General features: G+C 67.0%; 21 protein-coding genes and 1 other RNA gene. 8 read left to right on the top strand and 14 right to left on the bottom strand.

Annotation, left to right across the window (positions count from 1 at the left end):
- Positions 1–28: 28 nt before the first annotated feature.
- Together rnhA and ACN9MV_RS14300 are read right to left on the bottom strand one after the other, a co-directional pair.
- Positions 29–478 carry a ribonuclease HI gene (rnhA, locus tag ACN9MV_RS14305; RefSeq protein WP_093054353.1) on the bottom strand — a complete coding sequence of 150 codons (450 nt, stop codon included), beginning with the start codon at positions 476–478 and terminating at the stop codon, positions 29–31.
- A 52-nt stretch (positions 479–530) separates the two neighbouring features.
- Positions 531–1301 (bottom strand): class I SAM-dependent methyltransferase, encoded by a 771-nt coding sequence (locus ACN9MV_RS14300; RefSeq protein WP_256216672.1) that lies wholly within the window; start codon positions 1299–1301, stop codon positions 531–533.
- On the opposite strand from ACN9MV_RS14300, the gene gloB reads away from it, so the two are divergent.
- Together gloB and ACN9MV_RS14290 are read left to right on the top strand one after the other, a co-directional pair.
- Positions 1300–2088, top strand: a complete 789-nt coding sequence (gene gloB, locus ACN9MV_RS14295) for a hydroxyacylglutathione hydrolase (protein WP_426392809.1) — start codon at positions 1300–1302, stop codon at positions 2086–2088. The two genes, ACN9MV_RS14300 and gloB, sit on opposite strands and share 2 nt — an antisense overlap.
- Positions 2085–3704, top strand: coding sequence for a transglycosylase SLT domain-containing protein (locus ACN9MV_RS14290; protein WP_093054347.1), 1620 nt, complete (start codon positions 2085–2087; stop codon positions 3702–3704). The genes gloB and ACN9MV_RS14290 overlap by 4 nt, the downstream gene beginning before the upstream one ends.
- 13 nt (positions 3705–3717) lie before the next feature.
- Here the strand turns inward: ACN9MV_RS14290 and ACN9MV_RS14285 are convergent, their stop codons facing one another.
- The 7 genes from ACN9MV_RS14285 to dnaX all read right to left on the bottom strand — a co-directional run bounded on the left by ACN9MV_RS14285 (position 3718) and on the right by dnaX (position 10754).
- Positions 3718–4899 (bottom strand): low temperature requirement protein A, encoded by a 1182-nt coding sequence (locus tag ACN9MV_RS14285; protein WP_093074979.1) that lies wholly within the window; start codon positions 4897–4899, stop codon positions 3718–3720.
- A gap of 67 nt (positions 4900–4966) precedes the next feature.
- Complete coding sequence (locus tag ACN9MV_RS14280; protein ID WP_093054343.1) at positions 4967–5803, bottom strand: ABC transporter permease; 837 nt, start codon at positions 5801–5803, stop codon at positions 4967–4969.
- The gene (locus ACN9MV_RS14275) at positions 5803–6618 is read right to left on the bottom strand and encodes an ABC transporter ATP-binding protein (RefSeq protein ID WP_426392807.1); all 816 of its coding nucleotides are present in this window, start codon (positions 6616–6618) and stop codon (positions 5803–5805) included. Before ACN9MV_RS14275 ends, ACN9MV_RS14280 begins: the two co-directional genes overlap by 1 nt.
- A 45-nt stretch (positions 6619–6663) precedes the next feature.
- Complete coding sequence (locus tag ACN9MV_RS14270) at positions 6664–7704, bottom strand: ABC transporter substrate-binding protein (protein ID WP_093054339.1); 1041 nt, start codon at positions 7702–7704, stop codon at positions 6664–6666.
- Between the two features lie 205 nt (positions 7705–7909).
- Positions 7910–8500, bottom strand: coding sequence for a recombination mediator RecR (gene recR / locus ACN9MV_RS14265; RefSeq protein ID WP_093054337.1), 591 nt, complete (start codon positions 8498–8500; stop codon positions 7910–7912).
- Between the two features lie 17 nt (positions 8501–8517).
- Complete coding sequence (locus ACN9MV_RS14260) at positions 8518–8850, bottom strand: YbaB/EbfC family nucleoid-associated protein (protein WP_007836669.1); 333 nt, start codon at positions 8848–8850, stop codon at positions 8518–8520.
- 53 nt (positions 8851–8903) lie between these two features.
- On the bottom strand, positions 8904–10754 hold the full coding sequence (dnaX, locus tag ACN9MV_RS14255; RefSeq protein ID WP_426392804.1) for a DNA polymerase III subunit gamma/tau: 1851 nt from the start codon (positions 10752–10754) through the stop codon (positions 8904–8906).
- A gap of 179 nt (positions 10755–10933) precedes the next feature.
- On the opposite strand from dnaX, the gene ffs reads away from it, so the two are divergent.
- Positions 10934–11030, top strand: an RNA gene (gene ffs / locus ACN9MV_RS14250) — signal recognition particle sRNA small type.
- Between the two features lie 88 nt (positions 11031–11118).
- Here ffs and ACN9MV_RS14245 read toward each other — a convergent pair.
- From ACN9MV_RS14245 to ACN9MV_RS14235, 3 genes are read right to left on the bottom strand one after another with little or no spacing between them, the layout of a single operon-like run.
- Positions 11119–12357 (bottom strand): TIGR03862 family flavoprotein, encoded by a 1239-nt coding sequence (locus ACN9MV_RS14245; RefSeq protein WP_426392802.1) that lies wholly within the window; start codon positions 12355–12357, stop codon positions 11119–11121.
- Entirely contained in the window at positions 12354–15614 is a 3261-nt protein-coding gene (locus ACN9MV_RS14240; protein ID WP_426392800.1) for a UvrD-helicase domain-containing protein, read from the bottom strand. Before ACN9MV_RS14240 ends, ACN9MV_RS14245 begins: the two co-directional genes overlap by 4 nt.
- Positions 15611–18166, bottom strand: coding sequence for a PD-(D/E)XK nuclease family protein (locus ACN9MV_RS14235; protein ID WP_426392798.1), 2556 nt, complete (start codon positions 18164–18166; stop codon positions 15611–15613). The genes ACN9MV_RS14240 and ACN9MV_RS14235 overlap by 4 nt, the downstream gene beginning before the upstream one ends.
- A gap of 157 nt (positions 18167–18323) precedes the next feature.
- Here ACN9MV_RS14235 and trxA point away from each other — a divergent pair, with 157 nt between their 5' ends.
- Positions 18324–18656: a thioredoxin TrxA gene (gene trxA / locus ACN9MV_RS14230; RefSeq protein WP_042578306.1), complete on the top strand. Its 333-nt coding sequence runs from the start codon at positions 18324–18326 to the stop codon at positions 18654–18656.
- A gap of 185 nt (positions 18657–18841) precedes the next feature.
- Positions 18842–20107, top strand: a complete 1266-nt coding sequence (gene rho / locus ACN9MV_RS14225) for a transcription termination factor Rho (protein ID WP_013540932.1) — start codon at positions 18842–18844, stop codon at positions 20105–20107.
- Positions 20108–20161: 54 nt separating this feature from the next.
- Here rho and ACN9MV_RS14220 read toward each other — a convergent pair whose 3' ends face one another.
- Complete coding sequence (locus ACN9MV_RS14220) at positions 20162–21229, bottom strand: oxidoreductase (RefSeq protein ID WP_426392796.1); 1068 nt, start codon at positions 21227–21229, stop codon at positions 20162–20164.
- 140 nt (positions 21230–21369) lie between these two features.
- Between ACN9MV_RS14220 and ACN9MV_RS14215 the strand changes: the two genes are divergently transcribed.
- From ACN9MV_RS14215 to ACN9MV_RS14205, 3 genes are all read left to right on the top strand, one after another.
- Complete coding sequence (locus ACN9MV_RS14215) at positions 21370–21639, top strand: type B 50S ribosomal protein L31 (protein ID WP_019653042.1); 270 nt, start codon at positions 21370–21372, stop codon at positions 21637–21639.
- 79 nt (positions 21640–21718) lie between these two features.
- Positions 21719–23458 carry a hypothetical protein gene (locus ACN9MV_RS14210; RefSeq protein ID WP_426392794.1) on the top strand — a complete coding sequence of 580 codons (1740 nt, stop codon included), beginning with the start codon at positions 21719–21721 and terminating at the stop codon, positions 23456–23458.
- Complete coding sequence (locus tag ACN9MV_RS14205) at positions 23455–24798, top strand: MATE family efflux transporter (protein ID WP_426392792.1); 1344 nt, start codon at positions 23455–23457, stop codon at positions 24796–24798. The genes ACN9MV_RS14210 and ACN9MV_RS14205 overlap by 4 nt, the downstream gene beginning before the upstream one ends.
- A gap of 7 nt (positions 24799–24805) precedes the next feature.
- Here the strand turns inward: ACN9MV_RS14205 and phoR are convergent, their stop codons facing one another.
- Complete coding sequence (phoR, locus tag ACN9MV_RS14200; protein WP_176928775.1) at positions 24806–26143, bottom strand: phosphate regulon sensor histidine kinase PhoR; 1338 nt, start codon at positions 26141–26143, stop codon at positions 24806–24808.
- Between the last annotated feature and the right edge of the window lie 43 nt (positions 26144–26186).

Here is a 26186-nt window from a genome sequence, read left to right as displayed (position 1 = left end):
AAGAAAGAGCGGCCAGCGGCCGCCCGACTCAGAGGCGCCCCAGCGCCTTGTCCACGCCCTTGTTGGCCAGCATGTCAGCGCGCTCGTTGCCCGGATCGCCCGAGTGGCCCTTGACCCAGCGCCATTCGATCTGGTGGCCGCCTTCGCTCACCAGCTTGTCGAGCCGCTGCCAGAGCTCGACGTTCTTTACCGGCTGCTTGCTCGCGGTGAGCCAGCCCTTGGCCTTCCAGCCGCGGATCCATTCGGTGATGCCCTTGCGCACGTACTGGCTGTCGAGATACAGCAGCACCTTGCAGGGCCGCTTGAGCGCGGCCAGGCCCTCGATGACGGCGGTCAGCTCCATGCGGTTGTTGGTGGTGTTGAGTTCACCGCCGAACAGGTCCTTCTCGGTGGCGCCCGACTTGAGCCACGCGCCCCAGCCACCGGGGCCGGGATTGCCCTTGCACGCACCATCGGTGTAGATCACGACTTCGTTCAAACTGACTTTTCCTTCTCTTTCATTCGATCCTCTTCATTCGATTTCGATCATTTCAATTCTTGTTCGGCTCGCTGCGATGCACCTTGCCGGCAATGGGCACGGGCGCGGTGGCGCGGGCGCCTGCGCGCCGCCAGTCGGCGCTCAGCAGGCGCATGCCGCGCACCCGCTTCACAGCGACCAAAAAATAGGCTGCGCCAAAGATCGGCCACCAGCGCTCGCCGGCGGCGTCCATCCAGCGCGAGCGCTCCAGCCAGGCCTCGCTGCGCACTGCCGGCCGGTAGATGCCGAAGCGGCCCGACTCCACCTCGAAGCTCAGCAGGCGCAGCCAGTCGCGCATGCGCCAGTAGCCGATGAACTCCCCGCCTTCGGGCAGGTAAAGATCGCCGATGCCCAGCCGGCGGTAGATGTGCGCGCGGCGCTGCCGCATGCCCCAGAGGCTGGCCGGGTTGAGCCCGCAGATCACCACGCGGCCTTCGGGCACCAGCACCCGCTCGACCTCGCGCAGGGTGGCGTGCGGGTCGGGACTCAGTTCGAGCGCGTGCGGCATCACCACCAGGTCGAGGCTGTTGGCTGCAAAAGGCAGCGCCGCGAAGTCGGTCAGGAGCGTTGCCTTGCTGGCGCGGGCGGGGTCGTCCAGTGCCAGCCAGCGGTGCGGCATGCGGTTGGCGCGCAGCCCGTCGACCTCTGCCGCGCCCAGCTGCAGCGCGTGATAGCCGAACACATCGGCCACCGCCTGATCGAACTGGGCCTGCTCCCAAGCCAGAAGGTAGCGCCCCGGGGGGGTCGCGAACCAATCCTGCAAACCTATAATTTGACCGCTCATGACCCTTGTTCCGCTGCCCGCCTTCGCTGACAACTACATCTGGATGCTGCACGACGGGTCCCACGCCATCGTGGTGGATCCGGGCGATGCCCAACCGGTGTTCGACGCGCTGGCGCGCCACAAGCTGCAGCTGGCCGCGATTCTAGTCACGCACCACCACCCCGATCACACGGGGGGCGTGGCCGCGCTGCATACAGCCACCGGCGCCCCGGTCTGGGGGCCCGCACGCGAGCGCATTCCCGAGCCGTACACGCCGCTGGCGCAGGGCGACATCGCGGAAGTGCTCGGCCTGCGCTTCGAGGTCATCGACGTGCCGGGCCATACGGCCGGCCATATCGCCTACTTCCTCCCCGCCGCGCAAACCGCGCTCAACCACGCACCGCTGCTGTTCTGTGGCGACACGCTGTTCTCCGGTGGCTGCGGACGGCTGTTCGAGGGCACGCCTGCGCAAATGCTGGCCTCGCTCGATGCACTCGCCGCTTTGCCCGGCGACACGCGCGTCTGCTGCGCTCACGAGTACACACTTTCTAACCTGCGTTTCGCCCAGGCGGTGGAACCGGCCAACGCCGAACTGAGTCACTACAACGCGCGCTGCGAAAGCCTGCGCGCGAAGGGGCAGCCCACGCTGCCGTCACAACTGGCAATCGAACGCCAGGTCAACCCCTTTCTTCGCAGCCGCGAAGCCACTGTCCTTAGAGCGGTGCGTGCCCACGCCGAGCTTGCTGCCGATGCAGCCGAAGCCGACGTGTTTGCCGCACTGCGCCAATGGAAAAACGACTTCCGATGAAATTTATCGCTGCCACCTGCCTTGCAGGTTCACTGGTGCTCGCGGGCTGCGCGGGCACGAACAACAACAGCTCTTCCCCCTCTTCTTCATCGTCACCCCAGGCCGGCGGCACCGGCTCCAAGGTCGCCGGCAGCGCGGCCCCCATCTACCCGCGCGACTCGCTCTCCCCCCTCCCCAGCGGCCAGGCCCATTCGCAGAGCGTGGTCACGCTCGCGCCGCCGGTCGACATGTGGGACCGCATCCGCCGCGGCTTCAAGATGCCCAACCTCGACAGCGACCTGGTGCGCGACCGCGAGCAGTGGTACGCCAGCCGGCCCGACTACATCCAGCGCATGACGGAGCGCTCGAACAAGTACATCTTCCACATCGTCGAGGAACTCGAGCGGCGCAACATGCCGACCGAACTCGCGCTGCTGCCCTACATCGAGAGCGCGTTCAACCCTCAGGCTATCTCCAGCGCGCGCGCCGCGGGCATGTGGCAGTTCATGCCGGCCACCGGCACCGATTTCGACCTGAAGCAGAACATCTTCCGTGACGACCGCCGCGACGTGGTGGCCTCCACCCGCGCCGCGCTCGACTACCTGCAGAAGCTCTACGGCATGTTCGGCGACTGGCAACTGGCCCTGGCCGCCTACAACTGGGGTGAAGGCAGCGTGAGCCGCGCCATCGCCAAGAACCAGCGCCTGGGCCTGCCCACCACCTACAGCGACCTCACCATGCCCGCCGAAACGCGCATGTACGTGCCCAAGCTGCAGGCCGTGAAGAACATCGTGGCGAACCCGCAGGCCTTCAACACCGAACTGCCGCTGATCGCCAACCACCCGTACTTCCAGACCGTCACGCTCACGCGCGACCTCGACGTGGAGCTAGCCGCCAAGCTGGCCGACGTGCGGCTCGACGACTTCCGCGCGCTCAACCCCGCAGCGCACAAGCCGGTGCTGATCGCCGCCGGCACGCCGCAGATCCTGCTGCCGTGGGACAACGCAGCCGTGTTCCAGCGCAACTTCGACGCCTATTCGCAGGGCCAGTACGCCAGCTGGACCGCCTGGGTCGTGCCCAACACCATGACGGTGGCTGATGCGGCCCAGCGCTCGGGCATGAGCGAAGCCGACCTGCGCGCCATGAACAACGTGCCGCCGCGCATGCTCATCAAGGCCGGCTCGACGCTGATCGTGCCGCGCGGCGCCCGCGTGAAGGAAGACGTGGCGGCCGTGGTGGCCGACGGCGGACACCTGAGCTTCCAGCCCGAGATCGTCACCCGCCGCACGACCGTCAAGGCCGGGCGCGCCGACAGCGTTGCCAGCATCGCGCGCCGCTACAACCTCAAGCCGGCCAACGTGGCCGAGTGGAACGACGTGAAGCCCAATCACGCGTTCAAGCGCGGCTACAGCGTGGTGGTGTATCTGCCCGTTCGCGCGACGGTTGCGACCCGCGCGGGCACCGGCATCCGGCCCGTGCAGACGTCGCACGTCGCGGCCGCTCCCGCACGCCGTGGCGGTGCGTCCTCGAAGGCTGCCGCGCCGCGGGGCTCCAATGTGGCCAAGGTGCCTGCCAGCAGCAAGCAGCAGGTCGTGCGCGAGAAGCGCGGCGGCACGCCGGCAAAGAAGAAGCGCTAAGGCTGGCCGCGCTTCAGTGGGCCTTGGCGGCCCACGCCCTGCGGCGTACCACCGCCTCCAGCGCGGCCACGGCGATCATGATGACCGTTGTGAGCGTGCCCACCACCATCACCGTCATGTGCGACGCGAAGACCGCAAGCACCGCCAGCAGGCCCAGCCCATAGAGATGCGATTGCGGCAGGAAGCCGCGCACCACGCGCTTGAACAGCGCATTGCCGAACAGATAGAGCGCCGGGCCGCCGATCAGCGCACCGAGGTACTTGAGCTCGGCATGGTGCGAGCCCTCTCCGATGGTCAGCTCGTCCGCCACAGCGCAGACGATGATGCCCGCCACCAGAATGACGTGCGTGTAGTGGAACTTGGCGCCGACGCCGCCCGGGTCCGCCGCATGCTCGATGACATGGGTCGCTTCCTTGGCGCTGGTGTCGAAGTACATCCACCACATCGCCAGGCTGCCCGCGAAGCCCACGAGCAGCGCGAACAGATCGCTCCCATGCCATTCGGGGTGGTGCCCGAAGGCGATGCCGGTGGCCAGCACCGACTCGCCCAGCGCAACAATCACGAACAGCTGGCAGCGCTCGGCGAGGTGGCCGCCGTCGATGGTCCAGTCGCTGGTCAGCGAACGGCCCAGGCCCGGAAAGCGCAAGCCGATCATCGGTGCGATGTACTCGCACAAAACGCCGCCGAACCAGAGCGCGAGGCGGGCCGGCCCGTCGACCAGGCCACCGGCAATCCAGAACACCCCGGCCACGCAGTTCCAGGCCAGCAGACGGCGGAAGTTGGGCGTGAGCGGATCGTTGGGGCCGATGGCGATCAGCATGCAGAGCGTGCGCCCCGCCTGGATGCCCACAAAGCACAGCGCGAACGCCAGTCCCCGCTCGGCAAAGGCCCCCGGCAGCGCCGAGGCCATCACCATGGCCAGCAGCATGATCGCGAACAGCACGCCGCGGATGCGCAGCGCGCTGGGGTTGAACCAGTTGGTGGTCCAGGCCGTGTACTGCCAGCCCAGCCAGACAGCGAACCACATGACCAGTGTCTGGAGCGCACCCAATAGCGTGAGGTGGTCCAGCAGGTAGTGGGAAAGCTGCGTGACTGAAAACGCGTAGACCAGGTCGAAGAACAGCTCTTCGTTCGAAACCTTGGCGGCCTGGTCGCGCGAGCGCAAGGTCGTGGCCCGCTTGTGGTCGTGGCTCATTGTTCGTTTACCCCCGTGGATCGTTGCGGCACTCCTCAGCGCCGCGCAGGATCATCGCATGAGGGCTCTAGAGCTTTTCGGTCTCGCCGGTCTTCGGCTGCCACTTCATCAGGCGCTTTTCGATGAGCCCTACGATCCCGTCGAGCGCCAGCGCAAAGGCCGTGAGCACCACAATGCCGGCGAACACCGTGTTGACGTCGAAGGTGCCCTCAGCCTGCAGAATCAGATAACCCACGCCCCGCGCCGAGCCCAGGTACTCGCCCACCACCGCACCAACAAAGGCCAGGCCGACCGAAGTGTGCAGGCTGGAAAACACCCAGCTGGTCGCGCTCGGCAGGTACACCGTGCGCAGCAGCTGCCGCTGGTTGGCGCCCAGCATCTTCGCGTTGGCCAGCACCACCGGGCTCACCTCGCGCACGCCCTGGTAGACGTTGAAGAACACGATGAAGAACACCAGCGTGACCGCCAGCGCCACCTTGCTCCAGATGCCCAGCCCGAACCACAGCGCGAAGATGGGCGCGAGGATCACGCGCGGCATCGAATTGGCGGCCTTGATGTAGGGGTCGAGGATCAGGCTCGCCGTGGGCGCGAGCGCCAGCCACAGCCCGCAGGCCAGGCCCAGCACTGTGCCGATGACGAAGGCCAGCACTGTCTCCAGCAGCGTGGTACCCAGGTGCTGGTAGATGTCGGCGTTGCCCTTCAGCCCTTCGGGAAAGAGCGCATTGGCCGGCAGTTCAAAAGGCAGGAACCAGCTCCAGATGCGGCCCGCCACCTGGATCGGCTCGCCGAGGAAGAAGGCGAACTGCTGGTTGCGCGAGGCGATGTGCCACGCCACCAGGATCACCACCAGCAGCGCCAGCTGCCAGAAGCGCGCGTTGCGTTCATTGAGTCCGAGGCGCGGCATCAGGCAGCCTTCCTCAGTTGCTGCGCATAACCCTTGAGCACCTCGTCGCGCAACACCTCCCAGATCTGGGTGTGCAGCTCGACGAAGCGCGGCTGCGTGCGCACCTCGGCCACGTCGCGCGGCCTTGCAAGGTCGATGGCGAACTCGCCGATGGGGTGCGTCGCCGGGCCGGCCGACAGCACCACCACGCGGTCGCTCATCGCAATGGCCTCGTCGAGGTCGTGCGTGATGAACAGCACCGCCTTCTTCTTCGCGCTCCAGAGGTCGAGCACCTCGTTCTCCATCAACTGGCGCGTCTGGACGTCGAGCGCGCTGAAGGGTTCGTCCATGAGGATGATGTCGGGGTCGAGCACCAGCGTCTGCGCCAGCGCCACGCGCTTGCGCATGCCGCCGGAAAGCTGGTGCGGATATCGGTCGCCGAAGCCCGTGAGGCCCACGCGCGAGAGCCAGGCCTCGGCCTGCCTGCGTGCGTCGGCATCGGGCACGCGGCGGTATTGCAGGCCCACCATCACGTTGTCGACGGCGCTGCGCCAGGGCATCAGCGCTTCGGTCTGGAACATGTAGCCGGCGCGCGTGTTGATGCCCTCGAGCGTCTGGCCGAAGACCTTCACGGTGCCCGAAGAGGGTTCGAGCAGGCCCGCGCCCACGTTCAGCAGCGTCGACTTGCCGCAGCCTGTGGGTCCGACCACCGAGACGAACTCCCCTGCCCTGATGCGCAGCGTGGTGTCGGCCACCGCCGTGTAGCGCTGGCCCGGATCGTCCTTCGAATGGAAGGTGCAGCTGATGGAGAGAAGTTCGAGTGCGTAGTCGGACATGGCGTAAAAAACCCGGCCGAGGCCGGGTCGCGGGGACGTTCGGAATCAGGCTTTGAACCTGTCTTTCGCGCGCCTAGCAAAATCGTTGGTGTAGGTTTTCGCGAGGTCGATCTTGTCGGCCTTCACGGTGGTGTCGAAGCTCGCGATCGCGGTGAGCGCGGTCTTGGGGCCGTCGACTGGCACGAGGCCGTCGGTGGCGATCGATTCGCGCACCTTGTCGAACGACGCGAGATACAGCGCGCGATCGCCGAGCAGATAGGTCTCGGGCACCGTCTTGATGATGTCGCCGGGCCCCGCCGTCTGCAGCCACTTCAGGCCGTGCACGATGGCATTCGCCAGCGCCTGGCAGGTGTTGGGATTCTTCTGGATGAACTCGCTCGACGCATACAGGCAGGCCGCCGGCATCGTGCCGCCGAACACCTGCAGCGTGCCCTTGAGCGTGCGCGTGTCGCTGATGATCTTCACGTCACCCTTCTGCTCCAGCATCGTCATCACCGGGTCGGTGTTGCTGATGGCGTCGATCTGGCCCGAGCGAAGCGCGGTGAGCGCACCGGCCGCCACGCCCACGCCGATGAAGCTCACGTCACTGGCCTTGAGCCCGCCGCGCGAGAGCACGAGGTTGGCCACCATGTTGGTCGACGAGCCCGGCGCGGAGACGCCGATCTTCTTCCCCTTGAGATCCTGGATGCCGGTGTAGCCGGCCATGTTCTTGGTCGACACGCCCACCGCGATCTGCGGTGCACGGCCCTGCAACACGAAGGCCTGGAAGAACTGGTTCTTGGCCTGCAGGTTGATGGTGTGTTCGTAAGCGCCTGAGCAGACATCGGCCGAACCGCCGACCACCGCCTGCAGCGCACGCGCGCCGCCGGCGAAATCGGAAATCTCCACATCGAGCCCTTCGGCCTTGAAGTAGCCGAGCTGCTCCGAAATGGTGAGCGGCAGGTAGTAGAACGCCGCCTTGCCGCCGACCGCGATGGAGATCTTCGTCTTCTCCAGCTTCGCCTGCTGTGCAAAGACGCGCGGCAACGCGATGGTTGCAGCGGCAATGGCGGCAGTAGCTGAAATGAGAGTGCGGCGATGAAGCATGAAACGTTGCCCGTTGGCTCTGTGACTCGTAAGAACTGAATCGAGCTTAGGGGCCGCACCACACGGCTGCATCGGGGTGATCCCGTGCGGGTTTTCACGTAAGCACGAAGGCCTCTCCGAGAAGCCTTCGCCAAGGCTTCATCGCGCCAGAAAAAGTATTGCTATATCGAGCGGAAACGCGAGTGCCCGGACAGCGTTGCTCGTGTTACCTGCGGTCTACCAGGGCATGGGCGATGGTGCCGAGATCGACGTACTCGAGCTCGCTGCCTGCCGGCACGCCACGCGCAAGGCGCGTCACGGTCAGGCCATGCTGCTTCAGAGCTTCGCCGATCACGTGCGCGGTGGCCTCGCCCTCAGCGGTGAAGTTCGTGGCAAGGATGACCTCGCTCACCGTGCCGTCGCGCGCGCGGTCGAAGAGCTTCTGCAGGCCGATGTCCTTCGGCCCTATGCCGTCGAGCGGACTGAGCTTGCCCATCAGCACGAAGTAATAGCCGCGGAACGCGCCGGTGCGTTCGAGCGCGGCCTGGTCGGCCGGCGTCTCGACCACGCAGAGCTTGCTCGCATCGCGTCGCGTGTCGAGGCAGACGTTGCAGACCGGCGCCTCGGTAAAGGTGTTGCAGCGCTCGCAATGCCGCACGTGGCCTGCGGCCTGCTGCAGTGCGCGTGCGAGCAGCTGTGCGCCCTCGCGGTCGTGCTGCAGCAGGTGGAATGCCATGCGCGAGGCCGACTTGACGCCGACACCGGGCAGGCGGCGCAGCGCATCGACCAAGGCGTCGAGCGAACTGGCGTCTGCCATTTATTGCGGCCGCTCGCTCAGAACGGCAGCTTCATGCCGGGCGGGAGACCTGGCATGCCGGCCGTCAGCTTGCCCATCTTCTGCTCGCTGGTTTCCTCGGCCTTGCGCACGGCAGCGTTGAAGGCGGCAGCCACAAGGTCTTCGAGCATGTCCTTGTCGTCCGCCAGCAGGCTGGGGTCGATGGTGATGCGCTTGACGTCGTGCTTGCAAGTCATGACGACCTTGACGAGGCCGGCGCCGGATTCGCCTTCGACCTCGATGTGGGCCAGCTCTTCCTGGGCCTTCTTGAGGTTGTCCTGCATTGCCTGCGCCTGCTTCATGAGGCCGGCCAGTTGTCCTTTGTTGAACATCGTTGGTCCTGTGTCTGGTTGGAAAGTGGGTGAAGGATAAGAGAGACGGAAGCTCAGGCTGGTTTCAGCGTGCCAGGGACGATCTTCGCATCGAAGTCGCGCATCAGTGCCTGCACTTCGGGGTCGCTGAGGATGGCCTCTTCGGCCACGCGCTGCCGCTCATCCGCGGCCTGTTTGTTGCGGCGCGCGGGGCTGTCGACCACGCTGCCGATCTCGATGGCGAGCTTGACGTCGTGGCCCAGGCTGCCCAGCGCAGCCGTCAGCTTTTCGCGGCTGGACGGCTGGTTGAGCGTTTCGCGCTCGATGCGCAGCAGCCACTGGTCAGTGTCGCGGCCCACCAGCTGCGACTGCAGCGCCAGTTCACGCGCCAAGGCGGCGATGGCCTCGGCCGCGATCAGTTGGGAGACCGTGGCGTACCAGAAATCGCCGTCTTCGCTGGTCGGAATGGGGGTGAAGGTGCTGCGCGGCTCGTCGGCGCGTGGCGTGTCGCGGGCACTGGGCGGAGGCTGCACGCGGATGGGCACGCCGACAACCCGGGCGGGTGCTTCTGCGGCAGCGCCGGGGCGGGGTTCGGCCTGCCGGGGTTCATCGACCACTGCGAGGCGATGGCCGGCGGGAACCGAGGCAGCGTAGGCAGGCGCTGGCGCGGGTGCAGCAGGCGATTCGACCGGGGGGCGAGCCACCGGCGCGGGGGCTGGAGCGGGTGGCACGGCGCGCGCCGGAGCTACCGGCGCCGCGGCCGCAGCTTCATTCAGAGTTTTTTTTTCCGGGGAGGCCGTCGAAGCAGCCGCGCTGGAAGGTTTGAAGGCCAATAGCCGCAACAGCACCATGGTCAGGGCGGCGTACTCGTCGGGGGCCAGGCCCAGCTCGCCGCGGCCATGCAGGCACAGGCTGTAGAGCAGCTGCGTCTCGTCGGCCGGCATCAGCGCGGCGAGGCGAGCGGTGTCGGCCGCGTCGGGGTCGGTGGCGGAATCGGCCGACTCCGCCCGCGAGGGCACGGCCTGCAGCACGGCCATGGCCTGCAGCACCGCCGTCATTTCCTCGAGCGTGGAGGCGGCGGACATGCCGTCTACGCGCAGCGCCTCCGATGTCTCGACCACCGTCCTGCCATCGCCCTGCGCCAGCGCCTCGATCAGGCGGAACACATGGCCGCGATCGACGCTGCCGAGCATCTGACGCACGCCGGCCTCGACCAACTCGCCGTTGCCGAATGCGATGGCCTGGTCGGTGAGCGACAGCGCGTCGCGCATCGAGCCGCGTGCCGCGCGCGCCAGCAGGCGCAGCGCCTGCGGCTCGGCCGGGACGTTCTCGGTCTGCAGCACGCTGGTGAGGTGCTCGAGCACCGTTTCGGGCGCCATCGGCCGCAGGTTGAACTGCAGGCAGCGCGACAACACCGTGACCGGCACCTTCTGCGGATCGGTCGTGGCCAGCACGAACTTGAGGTACTCAGGCGGCTCCTCGAGCGTCTTCAGCATCGCGTTGAACGCGGTGTTCGTGAGCATGTGCACTTCGTCGATCATGAAGACCTTGAAGCGCCCCTGCACCGGCTTGTAGACGGCCTGTTCGAGCAGCGACTGCACCTCGTCCACGCCGCGGTTCGAGGCCGCGTCGAGCTCGGTGTAGTCCACGAAGCGACCCGAGTCGATGTCGCGGCAGGCCTGGCACACGCCACACGGCGTGGCCGTGATGCCGCCCTGCCCGTCCGGCCCCTGGCAGTTGAGTGACTTCGCCAGAATCCGCGAGACCGTGGTCTTGCCGACACCCCGGGTGCCGGTGAAAAGATAGGCGTGATGCAGGCGCTGCGTGGTCAACGCGTTCTCGAGCGCCTGAACCACATGCCCCTGACCGACCATCTCACCGAAGGTTTTCGGACGGAACTTGCGAGCGAGCACGAGATAAGACATTGCGGGCATTCTAAAAGGCACGGCGCCGGCCCTCAGCCCTACCCCGCAATCAAAAAGGCCTGCCTTTTCGTGGGACACCGAGGAACCGGCTTCACCGGGGCCTCAGGTATCGCCCCCCCGGCAGGGGGAAGGAGAAGCGACACGAAGTGCGCGCATCCTGGGGGGTTACAATGCGTGCTGACGGGCCTCCCTGCATGGTGAAGTGGCCAACCGGGTCAGGTGGGGAACCAAGCAGCCCTAACTGCGTAGTCAGTGCCAGGGGTAAGGCTCGTCAACCTCTTCAGCGGCTTCGTTTCATTCCGTGCGAAATGAAACGAGGCTTGCAAAACCTCTCAGCGACAAAAATTCCAACGGCGCGAGGCCTTCACAGGCCCAGCCGCTGGATCGCGCCGCGTGCTGCCGCAGCGCCACTGGCCATCGACGCCGTCAACAAGTAGCCACCAGTCGGCGCTTCCCAATCGAGCATCTCCCCCGCCGCGAACACGCCGGGTAGTGCGTTCGCCATCAACTGCGCATCCAGCGCATCAAAGCGCACGCCGCCTGCCGTGCTGATCGCCTCGTCGACCGGCCGCGTCGCGACGAGCTTCAAAGGCACGGCCTTGATCGTTGCCGCCAGTTGCGCCGCATCCTGCATCGCTTCGCGGCTCAATGCTTCGTGCAACACGCCGGCCTTGATGCCTTCTAGCCCAAGCCGGCTCTTGAGGTGGCTGCTGAGCGAGCGAGCGCCGCGCGGATGCGTGACCGCGGCCAGGACCTGCTCGGCGCTGCGGTCGGGCAGCAGGTCCAGCAGCAGCGTCGCACTTCCTTTTGCAGCGATCTCGTCGCGCAGCAGCGCCGATGCCGCGTAGATCAAGCTGCCTTCGATCCCCGTGGCCGTGGCAACGAACTCGCCCTTGCGCGCAAAGTGCCGCCCCTGGCTGTCGGTAAAAGAAATAGCGACCGATTTGAAGGGCTGCCCCGCAAAACGGCTGGAGAAATGCTCACTCCAGCCCGTGCCGTCGAAACCGGAATTGGCGGGCAGCAGCGGCGCCACCTCCACGCCCTGCGCCTGCAGCCATGGCGCCCAAGCGCCGTCAGAGCCGAGGCGCGCCCAGCTTGCGCCGCCCAGTGCCAGCACCACGGCATCGGCCTTTGCAGTGACGTCGCCAGCGGGTGTCGAGAATCGCAATGCCGCCGCATCGAATGATCCATCGCCCACCCAGCGATGCCGCATATGAAACTGCACACCCGCCGCACGCAGCCGATGCAGCCACGCACGCAGCAACGGCGCGGCCTTCATGTCGGTCGGAAACACACGCCCCGACGTGCCGACAAAGGTCTCGATTCCAAGGCCGGTCGCCCATTCGCGCACCTGCTGCGGCCCGAACTGCGCAAGCATCGGCTCCAGCTGCGCGCGGCGCTCGCCGAAGCGGCTCATGAACACATCGAAGGGCTCCGAATGCGTGAGATTCAGCCCGCCGCGGCCGGCCAGCAAAAACTTGCGGCCCACCGAAGGCATCGCGTCATAGACGTGCACTTGCGCACCGGAGGCGCTCAAGACTTCAGCCGCCATCAGGCCAGCAGGTCCGCCGCCGATGACGGCGACGGTAGGGGAAACAGTCATTCGAGATTTACCAGTTCGCCCTGCCCGGTGAGGAACGCGACGCGCACCGTGGCACCGGGATAGGCATGTTGCACTGCCGCGCGGTAGCGCTGCATCTGTGCGATCAGCGCGGCGTCCCGTTCGGGGCGCGCCGCGGATTTGTAGTCGAGGATCCACCAGGCGCCGCCGTCGCGCTCGCGCACCAGACGGTCGATGCGCAAGGTTTCGCCTTCATGCACCAGCGTGACTTCGTTGCCATGCCAGTCGACCCTGCGATCGTCCCACACCCACGCCCCTTCGCCCGCGCGGATGCGCTGGGCCAGCGCGGCGGCACCGCGTGCCTGCTGGGCATCGAGCATGAATTCGCGGGCTGCGGCGCGCACGTGGGCCGCTGGCAGCGGCTCGCCCGGCACCGCCCATTCGAGCAGCCGGTGCATGGCCTGGCCGAAAGCGGCGGCTCGCGCATCGATCGTGGTGTTGGCAGCCTTCTTTGCAGACGGTTGTTCGGTGGGTGCAGGCGCTACCGGCATGTGCTTCATCGAGAAGCTGGCGGCGCCGGTCTCGGTTGGAAGCGCGACCAGCGGCTCGTCGGCCTCGGTGGGCTCGCACAGGGGCTCCAGGCGCGTCCACCAGCTGCCTTCGTTGGCACGCGCCGGACGCACCGACGACAGCACCAGCCGCTCGCGCGCCCGCGTGGTGGCCACATAAAGGCCATTGAGTTCTTCGCGGTGGCGCGCGCGTTGCTCTTCTTCGAGCAGCGTTGCGGCGCAGGCCGGCGGCGTCTTCTCGCTTGCGAGGAACACGAAGCGCGTCGGCGCGCTGTCGCTGCCCCTCCATTCGACGAGCACGCCCATGGTCTGGGCGCGCGGTGGCGGCGCGTCGCAATCGAGCATGAGCACGGTGTCGGCTTCCAGCCCCTTCGCGCCGTGCACGGTCAGCAATTGCACCGCATCGGGCGCTGCTACTGTCGGGGCGCGAACGCCGCCCGCACGCAGCGCGCGCACCAGTGCATACGGCGTGGCGAAACGCGCGCCATCGATGTCGAGCGACGCGGACAACACGCCGCGCAGATTGGCCAGCGCGCTCTGGCGCATCGCGGCCGGAACCGCGGCGCCGAATTTCGCGAGCAGGTCGCCGTCGTGAAAGATCGCGTCGAGCGCGTCGTGGGGCGGCAGCGTCATCAGCCAGCGCTGCCATTTCTTGAGCTTCGGGCCCGCCTCGATCAACGCTGGAGGCAGGCTCTCGTCCTTCTGGATCAACGCGAACCAGCTCACCGCCCCGCGCTCGCGCTGGCGCAGCGCGAGTTGCACCAGCGCGTCGTCGTCGATGCCGAACACCGGCGACTTCAGCGCCCGCGCCAGCGAAAGATCGTGCGCAGGCGACACCAGCGCGTCGATCAGCGCAACCACGTCCTGCACTTCGGGCGCGTCGTGCAGGTCGTTTTTCTCGGGCTGCTGCACGGGGATGTGGCGCTGGCGCAGCGCGTCCTGCATGGCCGAGAGCCGGCTGCGCCTGCGCGCCAGCACCATGATCTGCCGCGGGGGCGTGCCGTCGGCGATGCGCTGCGCGACCCATTGCGCGGCCTGTTCGCATTCTTTCTGCAGCAGTTGCTCTTCGGGCAGCACGCGCGGCGTGACGAGGCTGTCGCGCCAGTGCAGCATGCCGTCGTCGGCCGGCGCTGCTTCGGCCATATCGCCGAGCGCATCACGGTCGATGGCCGGCAGCTTGAGCAGTTCGCCTTCGTCGCCGCGCTCGGTGGTGTGGGCGCGGTAGCCGTCGAACTCGCCGGCCTCCTGTGCGGCCAGCATCGCTGCGTTGACCAGTCCGACCACGGAACGCGCATTGCGGTGGGTGTGGTCGCAGTTCAACAGCTCGCCGTCGAGCCCTTCGCGCACGAACTTCTTGGCAGCGATAAACACCTGCGGCTCGGCCCGACGGAAGCGGTAGATGCTCTGCTTCGGGTCGCCCACGATGAACACGCGCGGCGCGCGGCCCTGAGCACCCGTGTACGCGCTGAGCCAGCCGTAGAGCGCCTGCCATTGCAGCGGGTTGGTGTCCTGGAACTCGTCGATCAGCAGATGCGCGATGCGCGCGTCGAGCCGCTCCTGCACCCATCCCGACAGGGCCGACTGGCCGAGCAGCAACTGCGCAGCCTGCTCGACGTCGTTCATGTCGACCCAACCGCGGGCGCGCTTCACATCGGCAAAAGCCGCGATCAGGATGCGCGTGAGCCGCGTCATGCGCTGCTGGTAGAGCCATGCGGCGTGCTGGGCCTGCGCGCCGCACAACACCTGCAACTCGGCCTCCGCCTCTTGCGCGGCAGGGAATTTCTGCAGGTTCTTGTTGAGGCGGTCCTCGGTCGCCACGAAGAAGTTCTTGCGCAGGTGCGCGAGCGCGGCCGCCAGCGAATCGCCGGAGGGTTCGCCCGTGCCGAACACGTCGATGATGGCTTCGGCCGCCTTCTGCGGCGTCTTGTTGCTCTCGCGGCCGAGCGCAGCGGCGCGGTCGAGCCAACGCTGGCGAACCTGCTCGCCCCGCAAGGCCTCGGTCGGATCGTCCAGGCCTGCGAGCGACGGATAGAACACGCTGAAGTGCAGCACGGCGTTCTCCGCATCGGCCAGAGAGAATTCGACACGCTTCGACAGCGCCTCGCTCAAAGCCTTGGCCGTCTGCGAGCGGCCGTGCGTGGCGACGACGGCGTAGTAGTCGGCCAGCGCGTTCTTGTCGGCGGTCACGGCCTCGAAGAATGGCCGCCATGTGTGCCCGCGCGCCTCGGCGTCGTCTTCGAGCAGTTCGTAGTTCGAGGGCAGGCCCAGCTCGCGCAGCACCGCGAGCGGCGCGTTGCGCAGCAGACCCGCGAACCAGGCGTGGAAGGTGCGGAACTGCACCGGCCGGCCGCCTTCGAGCAAGCGTCGGTAGAGGCCTTTCAGGCGCGGCACGGCAGCCAGCGCGGCTGCAGGCTCGACGCCGCGCATCACGAGCTGGCTGACCAGCTCTTCCGGTGTTCGTTCGGCGAAGTCTTCGAGCCACTGGTCGAGCCGCTCGCGCATTTCACCGGCCGCCTTCTTCGTGAAGGTGATGGCCAGGATCTCGTGCGGCTCGCAGGCGGATTCGCCCTCTTCGAGCAGCGCACGCAGGATGCGCGACACCAGCATCCAGGTCTTGCCTGCGCCGGCGCAGGCCTCGACGGCAACCGAGCGGCGCGGGTCGCATGCGACGGTGTAGAAGGCCTCGCGCGTGACGTGCTGGCCGTTGTGCTCGTAGGCTGCGCCGTTCATTTCGACGCCTCCCAGAAGTCCTTGCGGCAGAGGCCGCGGGCCGCGCAGTAGTCGCAGACAGCGCCCTCCCCCAGTGGCGGTAGCGCCGCACCCTGCGCGATGCGCGTGAAGTCATGGATGATGCCGGCCACCAGTGCGTCCCTGGCTTCCACGACGGCAGGCTGCTCGACGGTCTGCGTGCCGGAGGATTTTTCGCCCACGTTGACGTAGGCCGCGCGCAAGGTGTCGTCGGCCACCAGCGCGGCGTAGAAGGCCAGCTGCGTGTCTTCGGTCGGGTCTTTCACGCGCTCCTTGCTGACGGCTGCCGACTCGGTCTTGTAGTCGATCACGAAGGCTTGGCCGTCGGGCATGCGGTCGATGCGGTCGAGCCGGCCGATCAGCCGCAGGTTGCCCAGCGGCTGCTCTTTCCACGGCTCGGCTTCGGCGAAGACGGCTCCGGCCGCCTCGTGCCCGGTGAGCCAGCCGAGATAGCCGTCGCGCACCGCGGGCCATGCCGCAGCGAAAGGCAGGAACTCAGCCTCGGAGAGGCTGAGCTCGTGCATCGACCGCCGAGCCGCCTCTTCGATGAGAGCGGTGCGTTCCTGCGCATCCTGCGTCGGGGTTGCGGCCAGCGCCTCGTGGAAGTGGCCGAGCACGGCATGCAGCCAGTTGCCGAAGTCGCGCTTGTCGATCTCGGCGTCGAGTTCGTCTGCGCTGCGCAGGCCCAGTTGCCGCAGCGCGAAAAAACGGTAGGGGCAGCGCCGCAGGTCTTCGTACACGCTGGTGGAGATGTTCTCCAGCGGCAGGAGCGCGCCCGAGGGGGTCGGATACTTTGTTGGCTGCACTGCCACCTCGCGCGGTGTGCGCGGGTCGGCCGAGGGCTGCAGCGCGTGGTCGAGCTGCAGCGCCTGTACGAGCGGGCTGGGCCGCACCGGCTCGCCGCTGGCGTCGGACTGGCGCCAGATCAACTCGCACGACGGGTTGTGCAAGGCCGCAGCCCAGGCCGCACGCTGTGCAGCTTCGAGCGTTTCGCGCGACGGCAGGCCCAGTTCGAGGCGCTGCGCCGCGCTCCAGTTGCCGGGCGGCTCGGGCGATGCGGGTAGGCGGCGGTCGTCGCAACCGGGAATGACCACCGCGCCGAACGCGCGGCCCAGCAGTTGGTATAGCGGCAGCACCACGACCTTCGGGGCCTGGTCGCCAGCGGGGGGCACGAAGCTCGCGTCTTCCAGCACGTCGCGGACCCAGGCGGTGAATTCGGCCAGCGTGTGACGGCCACCGGGGAATTCGTCGTCGTCGCCGTGCGCGCCGGCATCGAGCCACAGGGCGCCGATCACTTTGCCGCCGGCGAGGTCTTCGTCGAGCAACGCCCATTGGCCGCTCGCCTCCAGCAGTTCGCGCAGCGCGCGCAGCCATTCGGCCAAGGGGCGCGAGCGGGTCATGGGCGCTCGGCGCTCTTCGATGGCCTCGGTGAAGGACAGCAGCGTGGCGTCTTGTGGTTTCTCGCTGCGTGCCATGAATGCACACCACGCCGACCAGTCGCGCTGGCCTTCACGGCGCAGACGTGCTTCGAGCAGCTGTACGGTCGGTGCGTCACCGTCGACGCCGCTCTTGAGCCATTCGAGCACCTGGTCGCTGGCGGCGTCGTGGGCGCAGGCGCGCAACGCGCTCATCAGCGTGGCGGCGGCGCGCGTGGTCGAAAGCTTCCAGCCGGTTTCGTCGTGCGTGACGACGCCTTGCGCGCTCAACTGGGCGCTGATACGGCGCGTGAGGGCACGGTCGGTCGCGACCAGGGCGACCGGTGCGCGGTCTTCGGCGAGGTGGCGCAGCACGCAGGCGGCGGCGAGTTCGGCCTCGTCTTCGGGGTCGAGGGCGATGTGCGAGGCACAGGGTTGCGCCAGCACACCGGAGGGCACGAGCGAGAGATGAAGGGCATGGTCGCCCCACAGCTTGCAGAGAGATTGCGTGAGCGGATCGGTCTGGAAGCCCTCGAGCACGATCAGCGCATCGACCTGCGCGCGGGTGCTGTCGCGCTGGAGCACGTCGGTTGCGTAGCCCGAGGTCGAGGTCCACGCGACGGCGATGCGGATCAGCGCGCTTTCTATGCGGAACCACTCCGATTCGCTGCCCGCCTCGGCCACGCCTGCCGCGCGCTGCGCCCATTCGCCGCCCCGCTCCTCGGGCGTCACGGCAGCGGCGAGGGGCGCCAGTTGATACGCCAGCTCGACGACGCGGCCGGCCAAGGCGAAGCGCTCGGCGTTGAAACCGGCCTGCGACAGCAGTGCCTGCGCCGTGACGAGATCGCGCGCCATGTCATGCGCGATGTCGTAGCCGGTCGGCACGAAACCGCCCGCGCTGCGGGCCCAGTTGTAGGTGGTTTCGAAGCGCGGCACGAAGCCGGGGCTGCCGCATCGCGCCCACATGGCGCGCGCCACGCCCATCAGCTGCGCATAGGGCACCAGCACCACGGTGCGGGCGGCATGCAGCTGGCGCTCGGCGAGCGCGCGGACGATCCGCGCGACGACGCCGTCGGCGGGATCGCACCACAGTGCCTGGACGGGGTGGCCTTCGTTCATGTTCTATCGAGGGGTTGGAGCGCGCGTGGACGTGACACGCAAGGGCTTTGGCTATCGCCGCCATAGCGGCCCTGCAAGGCACGCCACCCCTTGGTTTCTGTCACAATGACCAGCACTTTAGCTGCACCGAAACTCTCTGCGCACAAGGATCCATCACATGGCCAGCGAACTCATCAAACACATCTCCGATTCCTCCTTCGAGGCCGACGTGCTCAAGTCCAGCCAGCCCGTGCTGGTCGACTACTGGGCCGAATGGTGCGGCCCCTGCAAGATGATCGCCCCCATCCTGGACGAAGTGTCGGCCACCTACGAAGGCAAGCTGCAGATCGCCAAGCTGAACGTGGACGAGAACCGCGACATCCCCGCCAAGTTCGGCATTCGCGGCATTCCCACGCTGATGCTGTTCAAGGACGGCCAGCTGGCCGCCACCAAGGTCGGCGCCATGAGCAAGGCGCAACTCACGGCCTTCATCGACCAGCAACTCGCTTAAGCGACATTTCAACCGGCCAGCGCGCAATGCGTTGGCCGGCGCGTTTTTCCTGTCATAATCTCCCACAGATCACCGGCCCTTTCATTCAGGCAACCGGTTCGAGTTCCCCGGTTGGTGAGGCAGTTCTCGCTTCACACCCAACCTCCCCCCGTTTTCCGTTCGATTACCCCGCGAGGGGTCATTCCATGCACTTAAACGAACTCAAGGCACTCCACGTGTCTGAAGTCCTCAAGCAGGCTGAAGCGCTTGAGATCGAAAACGTCGGCCGCATGCGCAAGCAGGAGCTGATGTTCGCGATCATCAAGAAGCGCGCGAAAGCCGGCGAGCAGGTCTTCGCCGACGGTGTGCTCGAAATACTGCCCGACGGCTTCGGCTTCCTGCGCAGCCCCGACACCAGCTTCACGGCCAGCACGGACGACATCTACATCTCGCCCAGCCAGGTGCGTCGCTTCAACCTGCACACCGGCGACATGATCGAAGGCGAAGTGCGCACGCCCAAGGACGGCGAGCGCTACTTCGCACTGACCAAGCTCGACAAGGTCAACGACGGTCCGCCGGAGCAGAACAAGCACAAGGTGATGTTCGAAAACCTGACGCCGCTGTTCCCCAAGGAACAGATGAAGCTTGAGCGCGACGGCGTCAAGGGCGAAGAGAACATCACGGGCCGCATCATCGACATCATCGCCCCCATCGGCAAAGGCCAGCGCGCCCTGCTCGTGGCGCCGCCCAAGAGCGGCAAGACGGTGATGATGCAGCACATCGCCCACGCGATCAGTGCCAACTACCCCGACGTTCACATGATGGTGCTGCTCGTCGACGAGCGCCCTGAAGAAGTGACCGAAATGCAGCGCACGGTGAAGGGTGAAGTCATTGCTTCGACCTTCGACGAGCCCGCTGCGCGCCACGTGCACGTCGCCGAAATGGTGATCGAGCGCGCCAAGCGTCTGGTCGAACTCAAGAAGGACGTGGTGATCCTGCTCGACTCGATCACCCGCCTGGCCCGCGCCTACAACAACGTCGTGCCCTCGTCGGGCAAGGTGCTGACGGGCGGTGTCGATTCCAACGCGCTGCAGCGCCCCAAGCGCTTCCTGGGCGCCGCGCGGAACGTGGAAGAAGGCGGCTCGCTGACCATCATCGGCACCGCGCTGATCGATACCGGCAGCCGCATGGACGAGGTGATCTTCGAAGAGTTCAAGGGCACCGGCAACTCCGAAATCCACCTCGACCGCCGCCTGTACGAAAAGCGCGTGTTCCCCTCGATCCAGCTCAATCGCAGCGGCACCCGCCGCGAAGAACTGCTGCTGGCTCCCGAGATCCTGCAGAAGACCCGCATCCTGCGTCAGCTCATGTACAACATGGACGAGATCGAGTCGATGGAGCTGATGCTCAAGAACATGAAGGCGACCAAGACCAATGTCGAGTTCTTCGACATGATGCGTCGCGGCGGCTGAGCACCACGCTCTTCCGCAAAAGCGCGTTGGCCCTACCGGGTCAACGCGCTTTTTTCATGGGCGCCCTGCATGCAGGGCGCGGCCTTCGAGGGCGCTCTGGCGGCCGATGTCGAGCAACTCCATCAATGCGACGGCCTGCTCGGGCGGCACGGGGTTAGGGCCACGGCCCAGGATGGCGTCGCGCACTGCGACGTAGTAGTCGACATAGTTGCCGGCGCGGGTGGGAATGTTGCGCTTGCTGGATGCCCCATCACTGCCAATCAGCGTGAGCTCGCCATCGAGCGGATCTGCGCCCCACCCCTCGGACGGCGGTCGCTGCCCGGCGCGCAGCGCATCTTCCTGCGTATCGACGCCGTACTTGACGTAGCTGCCGCGCGTGCCGTGGACGATGTAGCGCGGTGCCGCATGCGCTGCCAACGTCGTCGAATGCAGCACCACGCGCAGCGGCGCGTGCGGTCCGATGTCGTACCGCAGCACGGCGTGAAAGTAGTCCTCGACCACGGCGCGATCGCGCAGGACCGCAGTGTCGAGTTGAACCGTGTCAGGCTGGCCGAACAGTTGCACTACCTGGTCGACCAGATGAGCACCAAGGTCCACCCAAAGGCCCGAACCCGGCACGGCCTGCTCGCGCCAGCGCTCCCTTACCTCGGGCCGGAAGCGGTCGAAATGCGACTCCAGGTACACGGGGCGGCCCAGCTCACCGGACGCCAGAACATCCTTGAGGGTCAGGAAATCGGCATCGAAACGCCGGTTCTGGTAGACCGCCAGGACACGATTGTTGCGCTTAGACAACAATTCAAGCGCCCTCGCCTCGGCCACATCGAGCGTGAAAGGCTTGTCCACTACCACGTGCTTGCCGGCCTCCAGCGCCGCTCTGGCGACCGGATAGTGCTGGGCGTTGGGCGTGGCCACCACAACCAGGTCGATGTCGGAGCGGGCCACGAGCGCCGCTACGTCCGGCACCACGGCAACACCGGGCCAGTCGGCGTGCACCCTGTGCGGCTGCGAACTAGCCACAGCCGCCAATTCGAGCCCCGGAACGGCTGAAAGCACGGGCGCATGGAAGGTCTGGCCGGCAAAACCATAGCCAACGAGGCCGACACGAAGAGGCGCAGAGGTCATGGGGGAGGCCCGGTTTGCTCGGAAATGGGGCAGTATGCGATAATCATGGGCTCCGCGAAAAGTGCGGCTGGGCAGCTTCGTCCGGCACGTGGCTCTCGCATCGACCGCGCATTGATTCCAACAGCGCAAAAGGAAAGACCATGGCAAAAGAAGGCATCCACCCGAATTACCGCGAAGTTCTGTTCGTCGACATGTCGAACGGCTTCAAGTTCGTGACCCGTTCATGCGCGAACACCAAGGAAATGGGCAAGACCGACGACGGTCGCGAACTGCCGCTGTTCAAGCTCGATACCACGAGCGAATCGCACCCGTTCTACACCGGCACGCAGAAGTCGGTCGACAACATGGGCGGCCGCGTCGAGAAGTTCCGCAACCGCTTCGGCAAGACCACCGGCGCTGCTTCGAAGTAAGGCACGCGCTTTTGCGTCGAGGGCAGCCCGGTTTACCGCGCTGCCCTTTTTCTTTCTGAATCCTGCCTTTTTCCGCCACTTGAACCTGCCCACTCCCGCGATCGTTGCCCAGAGCGCCGTGCGCCGGCTGCCGCGCATCGCATTGCTTCTGCTGTGCGCGGCCTACCTGCTGCCGGGCCTGGTTGGCCGGGGTCCCTGGAAGAGCGCCGACATCACGGCCTTCGGCTACATGTCCGAACTGGCCCGCAGCACCGAAGGCATTGCGCGCTGGTTCGACCCCATGCTGCTGGGCCTGCGCCCGGAAACACCCGCCCTGATCCCTTACTGGATCGGCGCCCTGGCCATCAAGATCGCCCCGTCATGGCTGAACCCCGACCTGGCCGTGCGCGTTGCGTTCGCGTTCCTGCTCTGGGGCGCCTTCACTGCCACCTGGTACGCCGTGTACTACCTTGCCCGCACGGCGCGCGCCCAGCCCGTGGCTTTCGCCTTCGGCGGCGAGGCCCGGCCGACCGACTACGCACGCGCCATCGCCGACGGCGGCCTGCTGGCGCTGATCGCCTGCCTCGGCCTGGCCCAGCTCGGCCACGAGACCACGCCCGCACTGGCGCAGCTGTTCTTCGCCTCGCACCTGTTCTATGGCGTGGCCGCACTGCCCTACCGCCGCACCGGCCCGGTGATCGCGCTGACCGTGGGCACCATCGGCATTACGCTGAGCGGCGCGCCCACCGTCGGGCTCGCGCTGGCCATCGGCAGCGCGCTGTACATCGCGTATGAACGCCGGCTTGCCGCGCAGTCCGAACGCGAAAACACCGACAACAACGAAGACAACGGCCCCGGCTACACGCGAAGTGCCCTCCTCACGATGATCGGCATCACGGTGCTGGCGGCGGTGCTCGTGTTCAGCCTGAAGCTGCCGACATGGAAGATCACCGTGGTCGGCGGTTCGCTGATCGGCGACGTGCGCAGCCAGGCAAAGCTACTGCTGTGGTTCACCTGGCCGGTCTGGCCGCTCGCCATCTGGACGCTGTGGCGCTGGCGGCGCCAGCTCACATCGCGCCACGTCGCGCTGCCCTTCTGGTTCGCGCTGGTGCCGCTGGCCGCCACCTGGACCACCGACTACTCCGACCGTTCGCTGCTGCTGGCTCTGCCTGCCTTCGCCACGCTAGCCGCATTCGCCCTGCCCACCTTCCGGCGCAGCGCTGCAGCTCTGATCGACTGGTTCAACGTGCTGTTCTTCAGCGGCCTCGCCGTGCTGGGCTGGATCTACTGGATCGCCATGCAGACCGGCGTTCCACCCAAGCCGGCTGCCAGCGTCACGCGACTGGTGCCCGGCTTCGTGCCCGAGTTTTCTCCCATTGCCGTGGCGCTCGCCGTGGCTGCGACCATCGCCTGGTGCTGGCTGGTGCGCTGGCGCACGGGGCGGCACCGCGCCGCGCTCTGGAAGACGCTGGTGCTGCCAGCCGGCGGCACGGCGCTGTGCTGGATGCTGCTGATGACGCTGTGGCTTCCGCCCATCGACTACGCACGCAGCTTCGCGCCGCAAGTGCGCGCCGTGGCTGAACGCGTCGGCCAGCCGCGCTGCATCGCCGAGCTCGCGCTGAGCCGTCCGCACATTGCGGCGCTGCGCCACCACGGCAACTTCAACGTGCAGCCGCTGCTGCTGGGCACCGACTGCCCCTGGCTGCTCGCAAGCCCCGAAACCATCGAACGCCTGCACACCATCATTCCCTTCGACCAGTGGCGCTTTGCCGGCACGCTGCGCCGCCCCAGCAGCGCGGCCGACGACCTCTTGCTCTACCAGAAGATCACGCCGCAGTGAGGAGCGAACAGGCTCTGATCGCGCGGCACGCGGGCACGGTGCTCGTGGGCCAGCTGGCCGTGATGGCTTTCGGCGTGACCGACACCATCATCGCGGGCCGCTACTCCGAACACGCGCTGGCCGCCCTCTCGGTCGGCGCCGCCATCTTCGTCAGCGTATATGTCTCGCTGATGGGCGTGCTGCAAGCTCTGCTGCCGGTCTGGGCCGAACTACATGGCGGCGGCCGCGGCAGTGAAGTGGGCCGCTCGGTGCGGCAATCGCTATACCTCGCCGCGATTGCCGTTGTGGTCGGCATGACGATCCTGCTGCTGCCGGGCGCAGCCCTGCGATGGACCCAGGTGCCGCCGGAAATGCGCGGCGAAGTCGAAGCCTATCTCGCAGTGCTGGCCTTTGCGCTGGCGCCGGCTCTGCTCTTCCGCCTGTTCAGCACGCTCAACCAGAGCCTGGGCAGGCCTCAGCTCGTGACCTGGCTGCAGCTCGGTTCGCTGGTCGTGAAGCTGCCCTTGTCGATCTGGTTCACTTTCGGCGGCGCGGGCCTGCCGGCCATGGGCCTCGTGGGCTGCGGCTGGGCCACGCTGTGCGTGAACTGGGCGATGCTCGGCTGCGCCATCTGGCTGCTGCGCAACCGTCCGTTCTACCGCGACTACGGGCTCTGGAAGCGCCTTGAGGCGCCCGACTGGCAGCAGATCCGCAAGTTCGCGCGGCTCGGCGTGCCAGGCGGCTTGGCAGTGCTGGTCGAAGTGACCTCGTTCACGCTGATGGCCTTGTTCATCGCACGCCTCGGCACCGCAGCCGCGGCGGCGCACCAGATCGCGTCGAACCTGCTGGCCGTGGCCTACATGACCCCACTGTCGCTGGCCATCGCGACCAGCGCGCGCGTAAGCTTCTGGCTCGGCGCCGGGGACGCAGCCAAGGCTCGCCACGCTTGCCGCCTGGGCTTCGAACTGACGGCGCTGTGTGCACTGTTCTATGCCACAGCCACGGCCGTGCTGCGCTACGAGCTCGCCAACGTGTATTCCGACAACCCGGCCGTGATCGCGATGGCCGGCGCACTGCTGCTGGCCGTGGCGGTGTATCACCTCGCGGATGCTGTGCAGACCTTCTGCGTGTTTGTGCTGCGGTGCTACCGGGTCACGCTGGCGCCGCTGGTGATCTATTGCGCGATGCTGTGGGGACTGGGTTTGGGCGGGAGCTATCTGCTGGCATATCGCGGTCTGGGCCCCTGGGCGGCCATGCAGTCACCGCTGGCGTTCTGGATCATGAGCGCCGCCACGCTGGCCCTGACGGCCCTGCTGTTCGGTGCACTGCTGCGCTGGACGATGCGCCAGCGCGCGAGATAAGCCGCGCCTACTTGGCCAGCACTCGCGCTTCCCGCACGCGCGCTGCCGGAAACAACAGAGCAAAGCGGGAGCCCTTGCCCACCGTGCTTTCGATACGCAGTTCGGCACCGTGCCGCTGGGCGATGTGCTTGACGATCGCCAGTCCCAGTCCCGTGCCGCCAGTCTCGCGCGAGCGGCTGCGGTCGATGCGGTAGAAGCGCTCGGTCAGCCGCGGAATGTGCTCGGCGGCGATGCCGGGGCCGGTGTCCTTCACGGCGTATTCGCCGCGCCCGTCGGGCAGTGTCCGCCAGCTCACGGCCACCTCGCCGCCGCCGGGCGTGTAGCGGATGGCGTTGCTCAGCAGGTTCGACATCGCGCTCTGCAGTTCGGTCGGCGCGCCCGACAGCTCAGACTCCGCGTCGACCGTGAACGACAGTCGATGCCCCTGTGGCGTCAGACGACCCGACAGCCCTCGCCCCTCGTCTTCGCACTGCGCGAGCAACGCACGAGTGCGGATCCACTGGTTGCCCGAAGGTGCCGCGCTGCCCTCCAGCCGCGACAGCGTCAGCAGGTCGTTCACCAGCGTCTCCATGCGGTGCGATTGCTGCCCCATCAGCGACAGATAGCGCGTGCGCTCTTCCGCATCGAGCGGCAGGTTCTGCAGTGTCTCGACGAAACCCGCAAGTACCGTCAGCGGCGTGCGGATTTCATGCGACACGTTGGCCACGAAATCGCGCCGCATCGCCTCGGCCTGCTCCAGCGCCGTGATGTCACGCGTCAGCAGCATGCGGCGATTGCCGGCATAGGGATGCACCTGCACCGACAACCGCACCGGGTGACCGCGCTGATGCCCATGGCCGAGTCCGGAGGCGTCGATGACCACGTCGCGGCTGTAGTTCCAGGACGCGAGGTAGGCCACGAAGGCGGGATCGCGCACGAGGTTGGCGAGGTGCTGCGCCAGATCGCGTTCCGCGTCGATACCGAACTGGCTGGCCGCCGTCTGGTTGCACCATTCAATGCGGCCCTGCTCGTCGAGCAGCACCACGCCATTGGGCGACGCCTGGATGGCGGCGAGAAATTCCTGCAGCCGGTCTTCGGCCTGCCGGGTCTGCTGTTCGCGGTCGCGCAGCAGCTTGCGGATGCGCTCGGACAACTCACCCCACACGCCGGACCCGCGCGACGGCAGGCCGGCGGCATCGTTGCGCAACACCCGCATCAGCCGCTCGGCGCGCCAGGCGTCAAGCCCCAGCCAGAGTACCGCACCCAGCCAAGCGCCCAGCCACCCGAACTTCCATCCAAAAATGACGATAGCGCCCGCTCCTATTAAGAGGGACGCTATTAAAAATGTAGCAATTCGGAAAGGCATGGCGGGCGATTATCCGCGCCCGCGGCCAAAGGGTGCCACGGCG

This window comes from Variovorax sp. R-27 (assembly GCF_049913215.1).
Lineage (GTDB): Bacteria > Pseudomonadota > Gammaproteobacteria > Burkholderiales > Burkholderiaceae_C > Variovorax.
The sequence above is the reverse complement of the archived record's forward strand: the minus strand, read 5'-3'. Positions and strand labels throughout refer to the sequence as shown.

Bases quoted from the DNA above. Each gene is read 5' to 3' on its own strand.
- phoR (WP_176928775.1), bottom strand. From the start codon at position 26,143: ATGCCTTTCCGAATTGCTACATTTTTAATAGCGTCCCTCTTAATAGGA.
- ACN9MV_RS14285 (WP_093074979.1), bottom strand. From the start codon at position 4,899: ATGAGCCACGACCACAAGCGGGCCACGACCTTGCGCTCGCGCGACCAG.
- ACN9MV_RS14245 (WP_426392802.1), bottom strand. From the start codon at position 12,357: ATGACTGTTTCCCCTACCGTCGCCGTCATCGGCGGCGGACCTGCTGGC.
- ACN9MV_RS14270 (WP_093054339.1), bottom strand. From the start codon at position 7,704: ATGCTTCATCGCCGCACTCTCATTTCAGCTACTGCCGCCATTGCCGCT.
- recR (WP_093054337.1), bottom strand. From the start codon at position 8,500: ATGGCAGACGCCAGTTCGCTCGACGCCTTGGTCGATGCGCTGCGCCGC.
- ACN9MV_RS14290 (WP_093054347.1), top strand. From the start codon at position 2,085: ATGAAATTTATCGCTGCCACCTGCCTTGCAGGTTCACTGGTGCTCGCG.
- rho (WP_013540932.1), top strand. From the start codon at position 18,842: ATGCACTTAAACGAACTCAAGGCACTCCACGTGTCTGAAGTCCTCAAG.
- gloB (WP_426392809.1), top strand. From the start codon at position 1,300: ATGACCCTTGTTCCGCTGCCCGCCTTCGCTGACAACTACATCTGGATG.
- ACN9MV_RS14215 (WP_019653042.1), top strand. From the start codon at position 21,370: ATGGCAAAAGAAGGCATCCACCCGAATTACCGCGAAGTTCTGTTCGTC.
- ACN9MV_RS14235 (WP_426392798.1), bottom strand. From the start codon at position 18,166: ATGAACGAAGGCCACCCCGTCCAGGCACTGTGGTGCGATCCCGCCGAC.
- ACN9MV_RS14300 (WP_256216672.1), bottom strand. From the start codon at position 1,301: ATGAGCGGTCAAATTATAGGTTTGCAGGATTGGTTCGCGACCCCCCCG.
- ACN9MV_RS14220 (WP_426392796.1), bottom strand. From the start codon at position 21,229: ATGACCTCTGCGCCTCTTCGTGTCGGCCTCGTTGGCTATGGTTTTGCC.
- trxA (WP_042578306.1), top strand. From the start codon at position 18,324: ATGGCCAGCGAACTCATCAAACACATCTCCGATTCCTCCTTCGAGGCC.
- dnaX (WP_426392804.1), bottom strand. From the start codon at position 10,754: ATGTCTTATCTCGTGCTCGCTCGCAAGTTCCGTCCGAAAACCTTCGGT.
- ACN9MV_RS14240 (WP_426392800.1), bottom strand. From the start codon at position 15,614: ATGAACGGCGCAGCCTACGAGCACAACGGCCAGCACGTCACGCGCGAG.
- ACN9MV_RS14260 (WP_007836669.1), bottom strand. From the start codon at position 8,850: ATGTTCAACAAAGGACAACTGGCCGGCCTCATGAAGCAGGCGCAGGCA.
- ACN9MV_RS14280 (WP_093054343.1), bottom strand. From the start codon at position 5,803: ATGCCGCGCCTCGGACTCAATGAACGCAACGCGCGCTTCTGGCAGCTG.
- ACN9MV_RS14275 (WP_426392807.1), bottom strand. From the start codon at position 6,618: ATGTCCGACTACGCACTCGAACTTCTCTCCATCAGCTGCACCTTCCAT.